This window comes from Mesorhizobium shonense, from assembly GCF_040545255.1.
In the GTDB taxonomy this organism is placed as follows: Bacteria; Pseudomonadota; Alphaproteobacteria; order Rhizobiales; family Rhizobiaceae; genus Mesorhizobium; species Mesorhizobium shonense.
The window spans coordinates 24,740-45,074 of record NZ_JBEPLM010000023.1; the positions used below are offsets into that span (position 1 = coordinate 24,740).

20 protein-coding genes are annotated in these 20,335 nt (G+C 64.0%); 3 read left to right on the forward strand and 17 right to left on the reverse strand.

Features of this window, described 5'->3' with window-relative positions:
• Positions 1–238: 238 nt before the first annotated feature.
• A complete protein-coding gene (gene glmM / locus ABID26_RS33650; RefSeq protein ID WP_126097456.1) occupies positions 239–1,591 on the reverse strand; it encodes a phosphoglucosamine mutase in 1,353 nt (450 codons plus the stop codon).
• Between the two features lie 369 nt (positions 1,592–1,960).
• Between glmM and ABID26_RS33655 the strand changes: the two genes are divergently transcribed.
• Positions 1,961–2,818, forward strand: coding sequence for a hypothetical protein (locus ABID26_RS33655; protein ID WP_126097455.1), 858 nt, complete (start codon positions 1,961–1,963; stop codon positions 2,816–2,818).
• Positions 2,819–3,208: 390 nt separating this feature from the next.
• Here the strand turns inward: ABID26_RS33655 and ftsH are convergent, their stop codons facing one another.
• The 9 genes from ftsH to ybgC form a co-directional block, all read right to left on the reverse strand.
• Positions 3,209–5,143: an ATP-dependent zinc metalloprotease FtsH gene (ftsH, locus tag ABID26_RS33660; protein WP_126097454.1), complete on the reverse strand. Its 1,935-nt coding sequence runs from the start codon at positions 5,141–5,143 to the stop codon at positions 3,209–3,211.
• Positions 5,144–5,248: 105 nt separating this feature from the next.
• Positions 5,249–6,661 carry a tRNA lysidine(34) synthetase TilS gene (gene tilS, locus ABID26_RS33665; protein ID WP_126097453.1) on the reverse strand — a complete coding sequence of 471 codons (1,413 nt, stop codon included), beginning with the start codon at positions 6,659–6,661 and terminating at the stop codon, positions 5,249–5,251.
• 52 nt (positions 6,662–6,713) lie between these two features.
• On the reverse strand, positions 6,714–7,865 hold the full coding sequence (gene ybgF, locus ABID26_RS33670) for a tol-pal system protein YbgF (protein WP_126097452.1): 1,152 nt from the start codon (positions 7,863–7,865) through the stop codon (positions 6,714–6,716).
• 190 nt (positions 7,866–8,055) lie between these two features.
• A complete protein-coding gene (gene pal / locus ABID26_RS33675) occupies positions 8,056–8,562 on the reverse strand; it encodes a peptidoglycan-associated lipoprotein Pal (RefSeq protein ID WP_126097451.1) in 507 nt (168 codons plus the stop codon).
• A 249-nt stretch (positions 8,563–8,811) separates the two neighbouring features.
• On the reverse strand, positions 8,812–10,092 hold the full coding sequence (tolB, locus tag ABID26_RS33680) for a Tol-Pal system beta propeller repeat protein TolB (protein ID WP_245460314.1): 1,281 nt from the start codon (positions 10,090–10,092) through the stop codon (positions 8,812–8,814).
• Between the two features lie 79 nt (positions 10,093–10,171).
• Positions 10,172–11,326 carry an energy transducer TonB family protein gene (locus ABID26_RS33685; protein WP_126097449.1) on the reverse strand — a complete coding sequence of 385 codons (1,155 nt, stop codon included), beginning with the start codon at positions 11,324–11,326 and terminating at the stop codon, positions 10,172–10,174.
• 8 nt (positions 11,327–11,334) lie between these two features.
• Positions 11,335–11,796: a protein TolR gene (tolR, locus tag ABID26_RS33690; RefSeq protein WP_126097448.1), complete on the reverse strand. Its 462-nt coding sequence runs from the start codon at positions 11,794–11,796 to the stop codon at positions 11,335–11,337.
• A gap of 9 nt (positions 11,797–11,805) precedes the next feature.
• Complete coding sequence (gene tolQ / locus ABID26_RS33695) at positions 11,806–12,516, reverse strand: protein TolQ (protein ID WP_126097447.1); 711 nt, start codon at positions 12,514–12,516, stop codon at positions 11,806–11,808.
• Positions 12,517–12,829: 313 nt separating this feature from the next.
• Positions 12,830–13,300: a tol-pal system-associated acyl-CoA thioesterase gene (ybgC, locus tag ABID26_RS33700; protein WP_126097446.1), complete on the reverse strand. Its 471-nt coding sequence runs from the start codon at positions 13,298–13,300 to the stop codon at positions 12,830–12,832.
• A gap of 100 nt (positions 13,301–13,400) precedes the next feature.
• Here ybgC and ABID26_RS33705 point away from each other — a divergent pair, with 100 nt between their 5' ends.
• Entirely contained in the window at positions 13,401–14,651 is a 1,251-nt protein-coding gene (locus tag ABID26_RS33705; protein ID WP_126097445.1) for a glycoside hydrolase family 5 protein, read from the forward strand.
• A 6-nt stretch (positions 14,652–14,657) separates the two neighbouring features.
• Here the strand turns inward: ABID26_RS33705 and ABID26_RS33710 are convergent, their stop codons facing one another.
• The 7 genes from ABID26_RS33710 to rcdA form a co-directional block, all read right to left on the reverse strand.
• On the reverse strand, positions 14,658–15,560 hold the full coding sequence (locus ABID26_RS33710) for a metallophosphoesterase (protein ID WP_126097444.1): 903 nt from the start codon (positions 15,558–15,560) through the stop codon (positions 14,658–14,660).
• Between the two features lie 134 nt (positions 15,561–15,694).
• Entirely contained in the window at positions 15,695–16,732 is a 1,038-nt protein-coding gene (ruvB, locus tag ABID26_RS33715) for a Holliday junction branch migration DNA helicase RuvB (protein WP_067002199.1), read from the reverse strand.
• Between the two features lie 43 nt (positions 16,733–16,775).
• Positions 16,776–17,396 (reverse strand): Holliday junction branch migration protein RuvA, encoded by a 621-nt coding sequence (ruvA, locus tag ABID26_RS33720; RefSeq protein ID WP_126097443.1) that lies wholly within the window; start codon positions 17,394–17,396, stop codon positions 16,776–16,778.
• A 14-nt stretch (positions 17,397–17,410) separates the two neighbouring features.
• A complete protein-coding gene (locus tag ABID26_RS33725; RefSeq protein WP_126097442.1) occupies positions 17,411–17,824 on the reverse strand; it encodes a type II toxin-antitoxin system VapC family toxin in 414 nt (137 codons plus the stop codon).
• Positions 17,825–17,826: 2 nt separating this feature from the next.
• The gene (locus ABID26_RS33730; protein ID WP_126097441.1) at positions 17,827–18,078 is read right to left on the reverse strand and encodes an AbrB/MazE/SpoVT family DNA-binding domain-containing protein; all 252 of its coding nucleotides are present in this window, start codon (positions 18,076–18,078) and stop codon (positions 17,827–17,829) included.
• 62 nt (positions 18,079–18,140) lie between these two features.
• A complete protein-coding gene (ruvC, locus tag ABID26_RS33735) occupies positions 18,141–18,653 on the reverse strand; it encodes a crossover junction endodeoxyribonuclease RuvC (protein ID WP_126097440.1) in 513 nt (170 codons plus the stop codon).
• 67 nt (positions 18,654–18,720) lie between these two features.
• A complete protein-coding gene (gene rcdA, locus ABID26_RS33740) occupies positions 18,721–19,251 on the reverse strand; it encodes a protease adaptor protein RcdA (protein ID WP_126097439.1) in 531 nt (176 codons plus the stop codon).
• Positions 19,252–19,773: 522 nt separating this feature from the next.
• Here rcdA and ABID26_RS33745 point away from each other — a divergent pair.
• Positions 19,774–20,325 (forward strand): DUF2269 family protein, encoded by a 552-nt coding sequence (locus ABID26_RS33745; RefSeq protein ID WP_126097438.1) that lies wholly within the window; start codon positions 19,774–19,776, stop codon positions 20,323–20,325.
• Positions 20,326–20,335 lie beyond the last annotated feature (10 nt).

Genomic DNA, 20,335 nt, shown 5'->3' on the forward strand with positions numbered 1-20,335 from the left:
CCGCCCGAAGATGAACCTCGGCGTGGATAATGAATTGCAAAGGTTAAAAGCCGTTTAACCGTACCGATTAACCACGAATCTATACAATTTTAGAGGGTATGCCGTTGTCCGGGCGCCGCGGGCGCACGAAAAAGCCCGCCGGGCGGCGGGCTTCCGAACGCGATGGGCGGTTGCCTGTTTTACGCAATTCCGGACGGAAAACCGTTACACTTTTCCTGGAATTGCGCTTGCGGCTCCGTCAGGCGGCGCTGCGGGTTTCCGAGATGATCCCGACAATGTCGTTGACCACGGTCTCGACCAGTTGCGGATCGTCGCCTTCGGCCATGACGCGGATCAGCGGCTCGGTGCCGGAAGGCCGGATGACGAGGCGGCCGGCCTTGCCCAACCGGTTGCGAGCATCCTCGATCGCCGCCTTGACCGGCGCTTCCTCCAGCGGCTTGCCGCCGGAGATGCGGACATTCTTCAGAAGTTGCGGCACCGGTTCGAACTTCTTCGACAGCTCGCTGACCGGCCGGTTCTGCCGCTTGATGCAGGCCAACACCTGCAGCGCCGAAACCAGGCCGTCGCCGGTGGTCGAGAAATCGGACAGCACGATATGGCCAGACTGCTCGCCGCCGACATTGAGGCCGTGCGCGCGCATATGCTCGACGACGTAGCGGTCGCCGACCTTGGTGCGGTGCAGCTGCAGCTTCATGTCGCCGAGGAAACGTTCGAGGCCGAGATTGGACATCACCGTGGAGACGACGCCGCCGCCGGCCAGCCGCCCGTTCTGGTGCCAGGATTCGGCGATCAGCGCCATGATCTGGTCGCCGTCGACGATGGCGCCGTTCTCGTCGACGATGACCACACGGTCGGCGTCGCCGTCGAGCGCGATGCCGATATCGGCGCGCACCTCATGCACCTTCTTCTGCAGCCCGGCCGGATGGGTCGAGCCGCACTCCTTGTTGATGTTGAAGCCGTTGGGCTCGACATTGATGGCGACCACTTCGGCGCCGAGCTCCCATAGCGCCTCGGGCGCCACCTTGTAGGAGGCGCCGTTCGCGCAGTCGACGACGATCCGCAAGCCCGAGAGCGACATCGAGCGCGGCAGCGTGCGCTTGGCGAATTCGATGTAGCGGTCATGCACGCCATCGACGCGTTTGGCGCGGCCCAGCCCGTCTGAATCGGCAAGCGCAAGCTCGATGTCCTTGTCGAGCATGCCTTCGATGCGCTCCTCGATCTCGTCGGAGAGCTTGTAGCCATCGGGGCCGAACAGCTTGATGCCGTTGTCGTAGTAGGGGTTGTGCGAGGCCGAGATCATCACGCCGATGTCGGCGCGCAGCGAGCGCACCAGCATGGCGACCGCCGGCGTCGGTATCGGTCCGAGCAGAAACACGTCCATGCCGGCGGCGCACAGGCCCGACACCATCGCGTTCTCGATCATGTAGCCGGAAAGCCGCGTGTCCTTGCCGAGCACGACGCGGTGCCGATGATTGCCGCGCTGGAACGAAAGCCCGGCGGCCATTCCGACCCGCATGGCAACCTCGGCCGTCATCGGAAATTTGTTGGCGCGTCCGCGGATGCCGTCGGTGCCGAAATACTGCCCTGCCATGCTTGCCAATGTCCCCGTCGGTTTTTCAGCCGCCCGTATTGCCACAATTGGGCCGCATCCGATCATCACATTTCGTGATTATATATTACCATTCCTTAGAAAATCATTGTCGCGGGCGGGTCAAGTGATTCGACAGCCTACCATGCCCCCTCACTGTAGCGGCAATATACCAGCCGGGGCGAGCTTTTCTGCCCAAAACCGCCTGGCAAAACCTTGTTTACGCGACCGACGCCAAGCAATTCGTCACCTTATCGGGAGGAACACACTTTGTGAGGGCATCCGCGCCGGAAGCATCTGGCGCAGTCTGAAGTTGAGAGCTATTGATTTGGTATAGGGACACCACCTGGCGGCAGCAAGGGAGAAAACGCCATGCTTATTCATAGACTTGCAACATTGACGGGCATCGCCGTCGCAACCTTGTTCCTGGCGGCGCCGGCCAACGCGCTGACCATGGCCGAGTGCAGCACCAAGTATAACGCGGCCAAGGACGCCGGAACGCTCGCCGGCCAGACCTGGAACCAATTCCGCAAGGCGCAATGCGGCAGCGACGCCTCCGCCGCGACCGACACCAAGGCGGCGACCGATACCAAGGCGGCTGACACCAAGCCGGCCAAGAAGGCCAAGGACACGACCGCCGCGGCCGACGACAGCTCGGCCAAGGGCCTGACCGCCAAGGAATGCAGCACCAAGTATCAGGCCGCCAAGGCTGCCGGCACACTGAACGGCATGAAGTGGAACGACTTCCGCAAGACCGAATGCGCCGCCGGCGCCACCGCCGCTGCGACCGACACCAAGCCCGCCAAGGCGACCAAGACCGAGACCTCGACGGCGGCTGCAGCCGACGGCGGTAAGGGCCTGAGCATGGCCGAATGCAGCACCAAGTATCAGGCCGCGAAGACCGCCAACAAGCTCAACGGCATGAAGTGGAACGACTTCCGCAAGGCCGAGTGCGGCGCCGGCGCCGCCGACGACGACACCGTGCCGGCTCCAACGGAAGCGACTTTCACCAAGGAACCGGCGAAGCCGACCGCGGCCGCCCCGAAGGGCGTGACTTTCCCGACCGCTATCTCGCCGAAGTTTGCCACCGAGACCCCGGCCAAGGGCCGCATGCACACCTGCCTCGAGCAGTACTACGCCAACAAGGACGCCAACACGCTGAACGGCCTGAAGTGGATCCAGAAGGGCGGCGGCTTCTACAGCCTCTGCAACGCCAAGCTGAAGAGCTGACCTCTTAGTCACATCTTCCAGAGAAGGGCCCGCGCATCGCAAGATGCGCGGGCTTTTTTTGGGATTTGTTTGGTCTCGCGTGACCGTCAGGGCCAAATCTGGGCCATAGGTCGAAGCCGAGGCGACAATCCGATTTCCCCCTCGTGGGACCCACAAGGGGAAGATTGCATGCTCCACCGTCTTCGCCAATCACCATCGCTGAGATTGTTGGCGCCGTCGCTAAAACTGCCAATCTCCCCCCTTGCGGGGGAGATTGGCTGTCACCCCGACTTTCGCCAATCGCCAGCGTTGCAAATACCAGATCGAGGGCCGGCAATCCCTGCGATCCCCCAAAGCAAAACGCCGCGGTTTGATCCGCGGCGTTCCAAAGTTCCTTTGTTCTCTTCGAACTCAGCCCTGCGGCTGCGGCTCCATGCCGCCTTCGGGCTCGGGGCCCTTCTTGCGGCGGCCGCCGGTGCCGGCCTTCGGCACGGCCGAGCCGCGGCTGGGCGGGGTGTCGTCGCCGAGGTCGCGGGCGGGCTTGTGGCCGGCGATCAGCTGCTTGATCTCCTCGCCGGTCAGCGTCTCGTATTCGAGCAGCCCTTCGGCCAGCGCGATCCAGTCCTTCTTCTTCTTGGTCAGCACGGTCTTCGCGGTGGAATAGGCGTCGTCGATCAGCCGGCGCACCTCGGCGTCGATGATCTGCGCCGTCTCTTCCGAGATGTTCTGCTGGCGCGCAACCGAATGCCCGAGGAAGACCTCTTCCTGGTTGTCGCCATAGGCGACATGGCCGAGCTTGTCGGAGAAGCCCCAGCGCGTGACCATGGCGCGCGCCAGCTTGGTCGCCTGCTCGATGTCGGAGGAGGCGCCGGAGGTGATGTTCTCCTTGCCGAACTTGAACTCCTCGGCGACACGGCCGCCCATCATGATCGCGAGCCGCGAGATCATGTACTTGTAGCTCATCGAGTAGCGGTCGCCTTCCGGCAGCTGCATGACCATGCCGAGCGCACGGCCGCGCGGAATGATGGTCGCCTTGTGCAGCGGGTCGGCCGTCGGCACGTTGAGCGCCAGAATGGCGTGGCCGGCCTCGTGATAGGCGGTCAGTTCCTTCTCGGCCTGCGTCATCGCCGACGAGCGGCGCTCGGCGCCCATCATGATCTTGTCCTTGGCGTCCTCGAACTCGGCCATGGTGACGAGCCGCTTGTTGCGGCGCGCCGCCATCAGCGCGGATTCGTTGACGAGGTTCATCAGGTCGGCGCCGGAGAAGCCCGGCGTGCCGCGCGCGATCACCTTGAGGTCGACATTGGGCGCCAGCGGCACGTTGCGCACATGCACCTTGAGGATCTTCTCGCGGCCGACGATGTCGGGGTTCGGCACCACGACCTGGCGGTCGAAGCGACCGGGCCTGAGCAGCGCCGGATCGAGCACGTCGGGCCGGTTGGTGGCGGCGATCAGGATGATGCTTTCGTTGGACTCGAAGCCGTCCATCTCGACCAGCAGCTGGTTCAGCGTCTGCTCGCGCTCGTCATTGCCGCCGCCGAGGCCGGCGCCGCGATGACGGCCGACCGCGTCGATTTCGTCGATGAAGATGATGCAGGGCGCGTTCTTCTTGGCCTGGTCGAACATGTCGCGCACACGCGACGCGCCGACGCCGACGAACATCTCGACGAAGTCCGAGCCGGAGATGGTGAAGAACGGCACGTTGGCTTCGCCGGCGACAGAGCGGGCGAGCAGCGTCTTGCCGGTGCCGGGCGGGCCGACAAGCAGCACGCCGCGTGGGATCTTGCCGCCGAGCCGCTGGAACTTCTGTGGATCGCGCAGGAATTCGACGATCTCCTCGAGATCCTCCTTGGCCTCGTCCACGCCGGCGACGTCCTGGAAGGTGACGCGGCCGTGCGCCTCGGTGAGCAACTTCGCCTTCGACTTGCCGAAGCCCATCGCGCGGCCGGAGCCGGACTGCATCTGGCGCATGAAGAATATCCACACGCCGAGGATCAGGATCATCGGCAGCCACGAGATCAGATAGCCGAACAGCGAGTTGGAGCCGTCGGTTTCAGGCCGCGCGTTGATGGTGACGTTCTTGTCCTGCAGCCTCGAAACCAGCGACGGATCGCCGGGCGAATAGGTCTGGAAGCCGTTGGCGTTGTCCGTGTAGTTGCCCGAGATGCGGGCGCCGGCGATGGTCACGCTCTTCACCCGGCCGGACGCGACATCCTGCAGGAACTGCGAATAGGCAACCTCGCTTGAGGCGCCGCGCGTCTGCGGCGTCTGGAAAAGATTGAACAGGGCGATGAGCAGGACCGCTATGATCGCCCAGAGCGCAAGGTTGCGATAATTCGGATTCATCTATTGTCCTGTTGGCGTCCGCATGCGGACCCACGATGATGATGGAGGCTTGGGCCTAACATAGGGAGAGCGCTTCCCCTTGCCAAGCATAACAGCACGCCTCGGTTAAGCTTTCGCCCATGCTCCATCGCGATCATGGCCGCGGAAAGGCAAAGGCGGCAGCGGCGGCGCGCCAATCAGCGCGGCGACTGCCGCGGCGACCAGCAAATCGAAGGACGGCAGGAAGCGGGCGAAAGGCGACACCACCGGCACGCTGGCCATTGGCCGCGGCACATCACCGCCGCCAGCAAAATCAAGACGTTCAGCGCCGCGCCACAATGCGGGTTCGGCGGCGAGCGCCCTGCGTAGCAGGCTTGCCGGAACGTCGCCCTCCCGGACGGATCGTTTGGCAACGACGGCCCCCATGGGCGCGATCACCAACCCGCCCGACCTGTCGCTCAATGTGATCCGGCGCCGGCCGTCCCAAAGGGCCTGATCCTGCGCCGGAACGGCGGCGGGCAGATTGCGCGCCTCGCGGTGAAGGAAGATGCCGCTCCGGCGCGCATCGACCACGGTCCGCGACAATGTGGCGCAAAGCGTTCCGGACCGAAGACGCTCGAACAGCGCCCGGCAACGCGCCTGATCGACAAGGAACGAGACGCCGCCGACCGTGGCGAGCAGGATGCGCAGCGCATAGACGGCCGCCTCGCTGTCTTCACCATGAGCGAAAACGCGATCGAGGCGGATGAGCCCCGAAGCCGGCCTGTCGGCAAAAGCGCGGATCAGCGCGGCCGCGCGGCGGCCGAGGTCGTCGCGTTCGGCGGCCGCCTGTCCGGCCTTTGCGATTGCCTGCGCGAAGCGCGCCTCGCCGTCGTCGCCGGCAAGCGAGATGCGCATGCGCGGCCGCTCGAAACGCTGGTCGACATTGGTCGGATCCTCGATCCAGCCGATGCCGCGGCGCTTCAGCATCGCGCGCAGTGCCGCCCGGCGCGTGCCGAGCAGCGGCCGGGCGATACATGTGCGCCAGTCGTAGAGCGTGACGGGCGCCATGCCGGCGAGGCCGCGACCCTCCTCGCTCGACTCTTCTTCGCCGGCCCTTTCATCGCGGGTCCCTTCGGCGCGGACTTGCCGCATAAGAACCGTCTCTGCCTGGTCGTCGGCGGTGTGGCCGGTTACCACCACGCGGATGCCTTCCGCTTCGGCCGCCTCGGCCAGCAGCCGGTAGCGCGCCTCGCGCGCGGCGGCTGCCAGGCCGGTCGTCGGCTTGCGCCCGGACCAGACCAGCGTGCGGTGCGCGATCCCATGCTCGGCGCAGACGCTCGCCACGGTTTGCGCTTCCGCTGCCGAACCTGGTCTGAGGTCATGATCGATCGTCACCGCGAGCAGTTTTGCCGCGGGCAGGGTTCGGTCGAGATGATGTTTGAGGAGAAAGAGAAGGGCGGTCGAGTCGCTGCCGCCGGACACGGCTGCAACGGCGCCGTTGGAAAAGTCGAAGTCTGAGAAAAAGCGATCCGAAATGTCAGGCTCGGTGTCGAGCATCGGCGCATGTCGCCCAAGAGTGGTTCCGGGTTTGGAACAAACGGCATTCAGCCTAGCACGACGCCAGCGCCTTTTCCTGCTTGATGCGCTCCTTGAGCGTGCCGGAAACATCCGGATAGCGCTTGCCGATCTCGCTGAAGGTGGCGCAGGCCACGTCGTTCTGCTTGAGGCCGACCAGCGACACGCCGAGCTTCAGCAGCATGTCGGGCGCCTTCTTGGCCTTCGGATAATCCTTGCTGGCGGCCAGGAAGACCTCCGCCGCGTCGCGGTATTTCTGCTGGCCGAGCAGGGATTCTCCCAGCCAGTAATGCGCATCCGGCGCCTTGGCGTCCTTGGGGAAGCGGGAAATGTGGTCGCGAAAACCCTGCTCGGCGGTGGGATAATCGCCCGACAGGATGAACTGGTAGGAGTTGCGGTAGAGCTCGTCCGGATCATTGGTCGAGGGCAGCGAAGCCATGACCGTGCCGCCGGACTTGCCCTTGCCGCTCTTGGTGCTTGTCTCGGCCGAAGGCGCGTTTGCCGTGGCTGCGGGAGCTTGCGCCTGCGCACCCGCCTGCGGATCGGATTCGGCGTTGACGACATTGCCGTTCTTGTCGACCGTGATGGTGCCGAAGGTCTTCGGCGGCGCGCCGGTGATCACCTTGCCCGGATCGCCGGTCTGCGACTCGACGATAACCTCGCCGACGCTCTTGCCGCTGCCGCTTTGCGCACCCGCATCGGCCGGAGCCTGCGTCGCCGGAGCTTCGGCGACGCCGGTGTCCGTACTGGAGTCGCCGGTACCCGCATCACCCAGATTCGTGTTGCCATTGCCGGTGTTGCCATCCTGCGGCGCGGCCTCGGACTTCTTCTGGCCCGTTGGCTTCGCCCCTTGCGAGCCGCCTTCGAGCTGCTGGAAGCGGAACTCGTTGTCTTCCTGCTGCTTGCGCATCTGCTCCTGCATTTGCAGGATCTGGAAATTGAGCTCCTCGATCTTGCCGTTCATCTGGCGCAGCTGATCTTCCAGGCCGGTCATGCCGGTGCCGTCCTGCTGCGCCATCTGAGCCTGCTCGGCCTTCTTCTTGTCGCCGAAGATGCCGAGCGTCGGCAGATGGAAGGTGAACCCGCTGTCGGAGGATTGCCCGCTGTCCGCCGGGGCGGCGACGGCTGCGATGCTTGATACGAGCAGCAGCGCAAGCGTGCCGCTCAGGACCGTTCTGAAATGCATTCTATCTCTCGCCGTGAAATCTGTTGGCCTGATGCGCCTTTCCAAATCGGAATGGGAGGAAGCGCCCTCGCGCTCTTAGCAGGACGCGAGACTTCGGCCAAATTTTGTTTCAGGCTGTCGCATATGAAAAAGGCGGCCCTGAGGCCGCCTTTCGTTCCGCGATGTTGTATTTTTGCCGCCCGGTGGGGCGTCAGGATCCGGCGCCCGAGAGGGTGGTGACGGCGCGGCGGTTCTGCGACCAGCACGAGATGTCGTCGCAGACGGCGACCGGGCGTTCCTTGCCGTAGGAAATCGTCTTCAGGCGGTTGGCGGCGACGCCCTTGGAAACCAGGAAGTCGCGGGTGGCGGCGGCGCGGCGGGCGCCCAGCGCCAGATTATATTCGCGCGTGCCGCGCTCGTCGGCATGGCCTTCGATGACGATGGCATACTGCCTGTACTGGCTGAGCCACTGCGCCTGGCGCCCCAGCGTGGTCTGCGCGTCGGCGCGGATCGACGAGGAGTCGGTGTCGAAGAAGATGCGGTCGCCGATGTTGACGGTGAAATCCTGAGCGGAGCCCGGCGTAGCGGCGCCGGCGCCGTTGAGGCCGAGATCGGCCGCGCTGTTCGGCGTCTTCTTCGAGGCGCAACCGGTGATGGCAAGCGCTGCCACCAGCGCGATCATCGCCGGATTTCTGGTAAGTGCTGCGATACGGCCCATGCCGCCTCTCCTTCGCATTCGAGTGATTTCGTTGATCACCCAGTAACCACGTTTGGGTTAACCGGCATTCAAGAAACACGGTTAATATTTGGTTTCAGGCCGCCGTCCTCGGCCATTTTTGGCAGGGGCCACGATGCGAGCGAACCGTAGGCGGAAATTTGACCAAAACGCGACCACGACGTGAAAAAGCGGGATTTCCCCGCTTCTTCAGTTCTTCAATTCCCCAGTTCTTCAATTCCAGTTCAGTCCCTACTCCAGCAACGGCGACCAAGCCGGGTCCGACGCAAAATTCGACGTCGGGATCTGCTGCTCGTTGCGGCCGGTGAGGTCGACCGAAACCAGCTTCGGCCCGCCGGCCGAGTCGCGGAAGAACATCAGCACGCGGCCGTTCGGCGCCCAGGTCGGGCCCTCCTGCTGGAAGCCGGAGGACAGGATGCGCTCGCCCGAACCGTCGGTCTTCATGACGCCGATCTGGAACTCGCCGCCGGACTGCTTGGTGAAGGCGATGAGGTCGCCGCGCGGCGACCATACCGGCGTGGAATAGACGCCGTCGCCGAACGAGATGCGGTGCGGGTTGGAACCGTCTGCGCCCATGACATAGATCTGCGAACGGCCGCTGCCGCCGCCGCGGTCGGAGGTGAAGACGATCTGCGAGCCGTCCGGCGAATAGGACGGCGAGGTGTCGATGGCGACCGAATTGGTGAGCCGCGTGGTCGTGCGGCTTCTCAGATCCATCGCGAAGATGTTGGAGTTGCCGTCGTCGCGCAGCAGGCTCATGATCACCTTCTGGCCGTCAGGCGAGAAGCGCGGCGCGAACGTCATGCCGGGGAAGTTGCCGACCAGCTCGCGCTGCCCGGTCTCGATCTGCAGCAGGTAGACCTTCGGCTGCCCGCTCTCATAGGACATGTAGGTGATTTCCTGCCGGTTCGGCGAGAAGCGCGGCGTCAGCACGATGGAGCGGCCGTCCGACAGATAGCGCACATTGGCGCCGTCCTGATCCATGATGGCGAGGCGCTTCTTGCGCGCGTTTTTGGCGCCGGATTCGTCGACGAAGACGACGCGCGTGTCGAAATAGCCCTTCTCGCCGGTCAGCCGCTCATAGATCGCGTCGGCGATGATATGGGCGACCCGCCTGGTGTTGGCGTCATTGGCGAAGAACTGCTCGCCGGCCATCTGCTGGCCGGCGAAAGTGTCCCACAGCCGGTACTGGGCGCGGATGCGGCCATCGGCCTCCTTGCCGACGCTGCCGGTGACCAGCGCCTGCGCATTGATCACCTTCCAGTCGTCGAAGCGCGGCGTGGCGTCCGGGCCCGAGATCTTCTCGATGAAAGCGCTCTTGTCGATCGGCGCGAACAGGCCGGAGCGCTTCAGATCGGCGGTGACGATTTCCGTGATCTGCGCGCCAAGCGCGTCGTTGGACTGGAAATCCGTGATGGCGATCGGCAGCGGCTCGACATTGCCCTTGTTGACGTTGAGCTCGACGAGGGCCCAAGCCGGCAAGGTGGTGCTGGCCGTCATGCCCAACGCCATGGCTGCAATCGTCAGGAGCGGCTTGAGGAAGGATCTCATATTTTCTCGCTTCTTTTCTTTGATGGTTCAGACGCCGGGGCTAGAGGCCAAGCATCTCCCTTGGATCGAAGGTGACGCGGATGTCGTTCCAGATGTCCTGCTTGCCTGCGGGGACCTGCAGGCCGGCCACGTCGCATTTCTGAACAGCGCGCACGGCGCTTTCGTCGAACTGCCGGTTGCCGCTCGACTGCTCGACCGAGGGGCGACCGTCGAGCTTGCCGTCGGTGTCGAGATTGAACCGGACCACGACGACGAAGTTCTCCGAGCCTTCCAATCCGACAGGCAAGGTCCAGCAGCCGCCGAGCTGAGCCTCCAGGGCTCCCTGCTCCGACTTGGAGAGCTTCTGGCCCTGATCCTTGTCACCGCCGAGCGACGACTGCTGTGTCGAGCGCTTGGCGCCGCCGCCGGACGGCTTCTGCTTGTCGAGCAGGGCCGAAATCTCGTCGGCGTTGAACTGCTTCTCATCCGACTTCGGCTTCGAGGAGGCCTCCTTGACCGGCTTTTCCGCATCCTTGCGGTCCGGCGCCTTGGCGCTTTCGGCCTGGGCCGGCTGCGGCTTCGGCCGCGCCTCGGGTGCTGGAGCAGAGTCCGGAAGCTTGGCCTCCTCGGTCGGCTGTTCCTTGGCGATCGCCTCGGCGACAGCGTCCGGCTTCACCTCTTCCTTCTGGATGGCGGCGGTCGTGTCCTTTGGCGGCGCCGGCGTCGGCTCCTTGGCCGGTGTCGGCTTGGGATCGGTCTGCTTGACCGGCTCGGGCTTGACCTCTTCCTTCGGCGCAGGCGTCGGCGCCACTTCGGTCGCCGGCACCGGCTTCGGCTTTTCCTGCGGCTTCGGCACGTCCTCGACGGCCGGCTTTTCGGTCGGCGTCGGCGCCGGCGGCGGCGCGGAGGTCTTCTCGACCGGCTTCGGCTTGGCCTCGTCCGTCACCGGTTTCTCGGTGTCGACGGTATTCTCGCCGACCTTTTGGGCGTCGGGGACGACATCCGGCCGCTTGGTCGGCAGCGGCGCAGGCTTGTCATGCATGACCGCTTTCTTGTCGCCTTGCAGCGTCTGCGCGATCGCTTCCATCGGCACGATATCGACCGCCACCGACTCCACGTCGGAAGCCGGCATCGCCGGCGGCGAGGACAGCGTGAACAGCCCGAAGGCCAGCGCCACCGCATGCAAGATCACCGAAGAGGTGAGGCCGGTCCGCATTTCGCGTCCTACTGATCCTGTTCCTGCAACGAGACCAGGCCGATGTTCTTGTAGCCGGCCGCCGAAATGCGGGCCATGACCTTCATTGCCGTGCCATAGTCCGTCGACTTGTCGCCGCGGATGAAGATGCGCTCGTCGTAGCCGGTCTTCGAGATCGCCTGCAGCTTCGCCACCAGCTCCTCGATCGGAATCTCGGTTTCCTGCAGATAGATCTCGCCGGTCGCGTTGATCGACACGGTGATCGGCTGGGTGTCGACATTCATTGCCTTGGCCTGCGTGTCCGGCAGGTCGATCGGCACGCCGACGGTCAAGAGCGGCGCCGCGACCATGAAGATGATCAACAGCACCAGCATCACGTCGACCATCGGCGTGACGTTGATTTCCGACATCAGGCCATGATGACGGCCACGCCGCCTGTGGCCGCGTCCGCCTCGCCCTATGCCACCTGCGCTAGCAGCAGACATACCCATGATCGTACCTCAGGCCTTCTGCGCCACTTTTTCATCGATTTGGCGCGAGAGTATGGCGGAGAACTCGTCCGCGAACCCTTCCATGCGCACCGCGATCTTGTTCGCATCCGATGACAGCTTGTTGTAGGCGATGACCGCGGGAATGGCCGCGAGCAGGCCGATGGCCGTCGCCAGTAGCGCCTCGGCGATGCCGGGCGCCACGACCGACAGGCTGGTGTTCTTCGAGGCGGCAATCGCCTGGAAGGATGTCATGATGCCGATGACGGTGCCGAACAGGCCGATGAAGGGCGCGGCCGAACCCGTGGTGGCGAGGAAGCCGAGGCGTCCTTCCAGCCTTTCCATCTCGCGGGTCAGCGCCAGGTCCATCGCCTTGTCGATGCGCGTCTGCAGCGCCAGCGCCGATTTTGCGCCCTTTTCAAAACTCTTTTTCCATTCGCGCATGGCTGCAACGAAGATCGCGCCCATGCCGGTGGTCTTACGGTCTGACAGCGTGCGATAGAGGTCTTCGAGCGACTGCCCCGACCAGAACACCTGCTCGAAGCGGTTGAGCGCCAGCCGCATGCGGCTATAGGCGACGAGCTTGTCGATGATGATCGCCCAGGTCCAGATCGAGGCGCAGAGCAGGCCGATCATGACCAGCTTGACCACCCATCCGGCCTGCATGAACAGGGCCCATATCGACAAATGCGCGCCCGGGTCGGCGAGTGCGATGTTTTCCATGACTCAAGTCCTTAAGATTTTCCGGGCATCGCTGTCGGCTGGCCCATGGGCATCCCTCTGATCCGATCGCGCGAAGCTTGAAGCTTTGCGGGACAAGCCCCGAATGCACCGTTTCGCGGCCTTTTCGGGGCAAATATTGGTGAAAGGAAGGCGCACGAATTGCACCGATCTTCACCAATTCCTTCATGAACCGTTATGGTTAAGGATAGGTTAGGATATAAAGCGCGGCGCATTGCCGCGCCCGGCAGTCCGGCGCTACGCTTTGAGCGGGCCGGTTAACGGCTTCAGAAGTATGGCGATGCCATCGTTGGGATCAACTGCGACCCGTCGGTATAAAAGCCGCAACCCACTCCTTCGGAAAACGCCTCGGCCGGCCGTTCTCGCCAATGATCGCCGCCTCGACCTTCGCCTCCACCAGCACTTCGCCGCCGCGTTTCAATTGCTGCGCCATGAAGATGCGGGCGCCCGAAATGTCCTCGGTGCGCGTGTCGATGGTGAGGATGTCATCCATGCGGGCCGGCGAACGGAAATGGATCTCCATGCGTCTGACCACCCAGACGATGCGCTCGCCATGCTTGCCGTCCAAAAGCTCGGTGTGATGGACGCCGGCGAGCCTGAGATAATCGGAGCGCCCGCGCTCGAGGAATTCGAGATAACGCGCGTGATAGACGACGCCGGAAAAATCGGTGTCGGCATAATAGACGCGAGCCATGAGGCGGTGGCCGAACTCCGTCAGCACCCCGGAAAGCCCGGCGCCGAGCGCCGATTCACCATGATCGTCCATCGCGCTTTCCTTTTTGGGCCCGAACAGGCACCTGTTCGTTCGCGCGCCCTTCCCCGGATCTCCGGACGGTTCGGAGCGGCGCGCTCGGCGCGGGAACGGGATGGCACTGTTGGGCGCGATGATCAAGACCTTGATGGCGGCGCTGCTGGCGCTTGGCGCTCTCGTGCTGCCCGCCGAGGCGGCGACGTTCTCGATGAAGCGTGGCCTCAATCTCGACCAGTGGACGACCTGGACCGGCGAGGAGAAATGGAACGACCCGAACGCCATCCTGCCCTATCCGGAATGGCGCAAATTCCTGAAGGAGGATGACCTCAAGGCGCTTAAGGATGCCGGTTTCGATTTCCTGCGCATGCCGGTCGATCCCTCGCCCTTCCTGTCCGACGAGACCCTTGCACTGCGCGACGACCTCTATGCCAGCGTGCGGGACTCAGCGCGCCTGATCAACCGCGCCGGGCTGAAAGTGATCGTCGACCTGCATCTGATCCCGGCCGGCGGCAGCCGCAAGATCGGCATGAGCGAGGTGATGGACGATCCCGCCACCTTCGACGCCTATGTCGAGGTCGTGCGCAAGATGGCGCATACGCTCGCCGCCGAAGACCCGAGCCAGGTCGCCTTCGAGTTGATGAACGAGCCGATCGTCGATTGCGACGGGAACGGCACGAACCTGTGGCCGGACCGCCAGAAGAAATTGTTCGCGGCGGCGCGATCTTCCGCCACCAGGTTGACGCTCATCCTCACCGGCGGCTGCTATTCGAACGCGGCCTCGCTGGCGAAGGTCGATCCGAAGGCGATCCCAGACGACAACGTCATCTGGACCTTCCATTCCTATGATCCGTTCCTTCTGACGCATCAGGGCGCGACCTGGGCCGGCGACTTCATCCGCTACGTCACCGGCCTGCCCTATCCGCTGACCGCCGTGCCGCGCGCCCGGCTCGACGTGGCGCTGGAGACGATCCGCGACAGGATCGGGGCCGAGGCGCCATGGACGCGCCGCAGCGGCATGCTTGCCTATCTCGACGAGCAGGTCGCCGGCATGGACACGCCCGACAAGCTCATCGGCCAAATGGATGCGCCGTTCAAGACCGTCGAGGACTGGGCGACAGCCAACGGCATCAAGCCCGAAAACATCACGCTCGGCGAGTTCGGCATGATCCGCCAGGAATACGGCAATGCCTATGTGATGCCTGCCGAATACCGCGCCGCCTATGTCAAGGACATGATCGCGCGCGCCGAGACGCACGGCTTCTCCTGGTCGGTATGGGGTTATGGCGGCGCTTTCGGCATTGTCGATGCCTTCGACGGCGACAAGGCCGAGCCCAACGTGATGGACGCGATCAGGTCGCTTCACTGAGGTGGCTCAACCCAAGTCGATCTGCAGGATTTCCGGCCGCACACCGAAACGCACCGGCATGATGCTGAAGCCGAGCCCGCCCGACACGATCAGGTTGCGGTCGTTCTCGACGACATGGCCGTAGGCATAGCGGTTGCCGAAGTCGGACGGCACGACCGGCGAATAGCCGAACAGCCGCACCTGCCCGCCATGGGTGTGGCCGGACAGCGTCAGCGAAACCCGCCTGGGCACTTTCGGAAAGATATCCGGCTCATGCGCGAGCAGGACGATCGGGTCGCTATCTCGCACCTTGGCCAGCGTGCCATTGAGATCGTCCAAACCCTTGAAGCCGTGGCGGCCCAGGGCCTTGCTCGGCCGGATCGCCAGCTGGTCCGCAAGTCCGGCGATCCAGAAGCCATGCCCGCTTTTCTCCAGACGCACGACGTCGTTTTCCAGCACCGGGATGCCGACGCTCTCCAATGCCCGGCGCGCGACCGTCGGCCCGGCTCCGGCCACCTGAGCGGCATAATCGTGCCACCAGTCGTGATTGCCGAGGATCGAGAGCACGCCGAGCGGCGCTTTCAGTCCTGAAAGGGCGGACGCCCAATCCGGTGCGGATACGTCGGCCGTCACCAGGCGCATTCCGGCGACATAATCGCCAAGCAGCAGGATCAGGTCTGGCTGTAAGGCATTCGTCTGCTCAACCAGCGAGGCGATCCGCTCCGGCGTCATCCAGGGCCGGCAGGCATGGATGTCGGCCAGCGCCACGACGCGCAGCGTGAGTCCCGAGGGCCAGTGCGGCGGGGTCAAGGCATAGCGCTTCACATGGGTGAGCAGCATCGGCTCGATGCCGACCGCATAGGCACTGAGCGACACCATCGACAGGACCGAGCCGCCGATGAGGCGCAAAAAGCCACGTCTGGTGATCATCGGTCAGCCCAAGCCCTTGGGATCCATTAAGCGACCCTTGCCTTAAAGGCGGCAATTGTGCCTTCAGCTAGGCCAAGGCGAGCAGATTCTACGCAGACAAGCCGTTTTCTGCCCGACAGGCGGACAAATGTCCGTTACTCTTCCTGGAACAGGCTGATCTGCTGCTGGGCGAGGTCCTTCGGCGCTTCGAGGCCGAGGTGCCGCCAGGCATTGGCGGTCAGCACGCGGCCGCGCGGCGTGCGCTGGATGAAGCCCTGCTGGATGAGATAGGGCTCGATGATGTCCTCGATGGCGTCGCGCGGCTCGGAGAGCCCGGCCGCGATCGTCTCGATGCCGACCGGCCCGCCGCCGAAGTTGCGGGCGATCATCGAGAGATACCGGCGGTCGAGCGCGTCGAGCCCGAGCCCGTCGACTTCCAGCCTGGTCAGCGCCTCGTCGGCGATGCGCTTGTCGACATGGCCGTTCCCGGCGACGGAGGCGAAGTCGCGCACCCGGCGCAGCAGCCGGCCGGCGATGCGCGGCGTGCCGCGGGCACGGCGCGCGATCTCCAGCGCGCCGTCGTCGCCGAGCGGCATCGAGAGTATGCGGGCGCCGCGGCGCACGATCTGCTCCAGCTCCTCGACCGTGTAGAAATTGAGCCTGACCGGAATGCCGAAACGATCGCGCAACGGATTGGTCAAAAGCCCGAGCCGGGTTGTCGCGGCGACCAGCGTGAAGCGGGCGAGGTCGATCTTGACCGAGCGTGCCGCAGGCCCTTCGCCGATGATCAGGTCGAGCTGGAAATCCTCCATCGCCGGATAGAGGATTTCCTCGACCGCCGGATTGAGCCGGTGGATCTCGTCGATGAAGAGCACGTCGCGCTCTTCGAGATTGGTGAGAAGTGCGGCCAGATCGCCGGCCTTAGCGATGACGGGACCAGACGTCGAGCGGAAGTTGACGCCGAGTTCGCGCGCCATGATCTGCGCCAGCGTCGTCTTGCCAAGCCCCGGCGGGCCGACGAACAGCACATGGTCGAGCGCCTCGCCGCGGCTCTTGGCGGCATCGACGAAGACCTTGAGGTTGGCACGCGCCGCCGCCTGGCCGACGAATTCGTCGAGCGATTGCGGACGCAAGCTCTGGTCGGCATCCTCGCCGCGCTTGTCGGGGGCAATGAGGCGGGGCGAAAGGCTCATGCCGCCTTCCTTGCATACGGCAAGGATCGGGACAAGCGCTGCCTCACCGCGCCAGTTCCTTCAGGCCGAAGCGGATCAGCTTCGAGGCGTCGGCGCCCTCGCCGGCCGATTTCAGCGCCGCCGACACGGCATTGGCGGCGATGTCGCGCGAATAGCCAAGATTGACGAGCGCCGAGACCGCATCGGTGATCGGCGCTGCAGCCACGCCTTCGCCAAGCTCCTGCTTGAGGGCGATCGTGCCGTTGGCGGAGCCGGCATAGGCCGGCGCCTTGTTCTTCAATTCGGTCACGATGCGCTCGGCCACCTTCTTGCCGACGCCGGGGGCACGGGAGACCATGGCGATGTCGCGCAGCGCGATCGCATTGGCGAGGTCGGCCGGCGCCAGCGTCGACAGCACAGCCAGCGCCACCTTGGCGCCGACGCCTTGCACATTGTTCATCAGGAGACGGAACCACTCGCGCTCGAGCGCCGACTGGAAGCCATAGAGTCGGATCATGTCCTCGCGCACATAGGTCTCGATGAACAGCACCACCGCCTCGCCGGGCGACGGCAGGGAAGCCAGCGTGCGCGCCGAGCAATGGGCAACATAGCCGACGCCATGAACGTCCACGAGGCAGGAGTCCTCGTCGATCTCGTCCAGCGTGCCCTTGAGCTTGCCGATCATGTCCGAGAGCTTTCTTAGGGATGAGTGTCAGGTGCGATAAGCTCGACATCAGGAAAGTATTTTCTGAAGCCCGCCGGATCGCGCGTAAGGATGGGATAGCCCCGAATGACGGCATGGGCACCGATCAAAAAATCGGGCATGATCCTTTCTCGTGGCCCTCCTTGCCGGCGATAGATCAAGAATGCTCTCGACGCGGCGAAGGCCGCTTCGAACGGCAACCCTTCGCGTCGGTATTCATGCTCGGGCAACACGTCGTCGACTTCATCGATCGCGTCGTAGCGCATCGAAAATTCTGCGTAGATGATCTGATTGATGACCAAGCTGCCTTGCCTGCGCGCATTTTCTATCTTCGGCCGCGACCATTTCAGCCAGACAGGATCGCGAACGGCGATATCAATAAGCACATTGGTATCAACAAGTGTCGCCAAGATTAGCGATCTCGCGTCAAAGCCATGACGTCATCAGCATTCATCGTTTGGTCCCCGCTACCCTCCAGGCGGTCAAGCGCCGCGAGAAACCGATCGAGCCTTTCGCGATCTGCCTGCCGTCCCTTGTCGTGGCGGGGCGTGATCGTGATCTTGCCGCCTTCTATGCCGAAGATGACTTCGCTGTTCGCATCGATGCCGAACGTCTCCCGCAGGTCGCGCGGGATGGTCACCTGGCCCTTGCTGGTCACACGCATCGGATTTCTCCATTCTTACCGGTAAGAAATATTCCAACCGGAAGAACAAGTCAAGAACAAAGCTATCCAGCCGGCGCCGCCATCCGATAGGCGACGCTCTGGCGGTGATGCGCGTGGCAGATGGCGACGGCCAGCGCGTCGGCGGCATCGTCGGTTTCGAAAACCGCCTTCGGCATCAGCACCTTCACCATCATGTGGATCTGCTTCTTCTCGCCGTGGCCAACGCCGATCACCGCTTTCTTGACCGCGTTGGGGGCATATTCGGCGACCACCAGTCCGGCGCGCGCAGGCACCAGCATGGCGATGCCGCGCGCCTGGCCGAGCTTCAGCGTCGCCGTCGCGTCCTTGTTGACGAAGGTCTGTTCGACCGCCGCCTCGTGCGGCATGGCTTGATGCAGCACCTCGGCCAGCCCGTCATGCAACTGGCAGAGTCGCGTCGCCAGCGGCGCCTTGTCGTCGGAGCGCACGGTGCCGGAGGCGACGAAGCGCAGCGAGTTGCCGAGGCTCTCGAGGATGCCCCAGCCGGTGCGCCTCAGGCCCGGATCGATGCCGATGATGCGAATCGCTTCCCCCATGCGCCAAGTCTAACCTCGGCGTATGGCGATGCCAGCGAATTGTGAACAAACCAGAAACAAGCTTGGGCTAGCCGCGTGCAAACGCCGTGTTGAGAAGCGATATCTGGTCGGACACCGGGTTGGCGCGGAGGACGGCGGCCGGCGCGTCGTTCATCGCGCCGCCATAAATCTCCTCGTCCATGCGCCGCACAAGCGCCTGCAGGCGCAGCGACCGGCTCACCAGATCCAGAAAATCCTTCGGCAACTCGTTCCAGCCCAACGCCTCGTCATGCGCCGAAGCAGTGTCGAGCCGCACCTTGGATTTTTCAGAAGCGACCTGGTCGCGGGTCATTTCACCCGAATTCGCGGCCCGCTGCAGAAGCAGCCAGGACGCGACCTGCATCAGCCTTGTGGTCAGCCGCATCGATTCGGCCGCATAGAGTGTTGCAGCCGTGCGCGACAGCTTCTTGGCTTCGAGCCTGCCCTTGCCGTCGAGATATTCGGCCGCCTGTTCGACCAGGCCCATCCCCTCCTGGTAGAGCGGCTTGAAGGATTGGGAGAAAACCCGGCGTTCCGCGAGCTTTATGGTCTTCGCGCTGTCCTTCGAAGGCTCGGTCATCGATACGCCCCTGCACTGCCGCAAGCCGATTCGGCATCCTTGCCGATACGTCCTGCACCCTTAAACGACTGAGGCTTGAAAATGCGCTTCGATGCCCACGAAGGCAAGCGCATGTTTAACAAACGGTTAACGCCGGAGCGCACGCCGACGAGCCATCGGCGACAAAAAAAGAGCCGCGGATAAGGCGGCTCTCAGGAGTTTAACAGGGAGGCGTCAAACAAAGTGGCTCCAACCACTCGGTAAGAATCCAGCAAAACTGGATGCGCATAGTAAACGCCCGTAAAGCTTAATGAAGCCTTAACGCCGGGCGGAATTTTTAACCGAACGGACTTTCCTGTGCCGGAACGGGACACCGCCTCTTCCTGCCAGCCATCTCCTGCAACGCATATTGCGGTGTCGAAACAAGACGGTCGCCGCCGCGACATCGTTCGGAAACACGCCCCCCGCAAAACGCGCGCTCCTCTCGACGGCCGGCGCAAACCGGTGCCGCCCGCAAGACAAGAACGACATTTGGAGCACATCATGGACTGGTACTCGATCGTCAAATTCCTTCACGTCGTCTCGGCCATTTTGTGGGTCGGCGGCGGTTTCGTCCTGTTCCTGCTCGGCGTGCTTGCCGAGCGCGCCGGCAAGATCGAGGACAAGCTGCAGGCGATGCGCGCCAGCGGCCAACTCGGCGGCCGCTTCTTCGCGCCGATGTCCCTGCTCACCCTGATCTTCGGCCTCGTCATGTGCGGCTTCTGGGTCGGCTTTTCCGAGCTGTGGATCGTCATCGGCCTTGTCGGCTACGCCACGACCTTTTCGATCGGCATGCTCGTCTTCAAGCCGACCGGGGAGCGCATGGGCGCCATGGTCGCCAAGGAAGGCGTGACGCCGGCGGTTCTCGCCATCGGCCAGCGCATGATGAGCTGGGCGCGTTTCGACTACGCGGTGATGCTGGTGATCATTGCCGACATGGTGCTGAAGCCCGCTATGCACGACATCGGCATCCTCGCCGGCATGGCGCTGGTGATAGCGGTCGGCGCCGCACTCGCCCTTGGCGGCACCCGTCAGATGGTGCCGCGCACCGCCTGAGACCGCGATT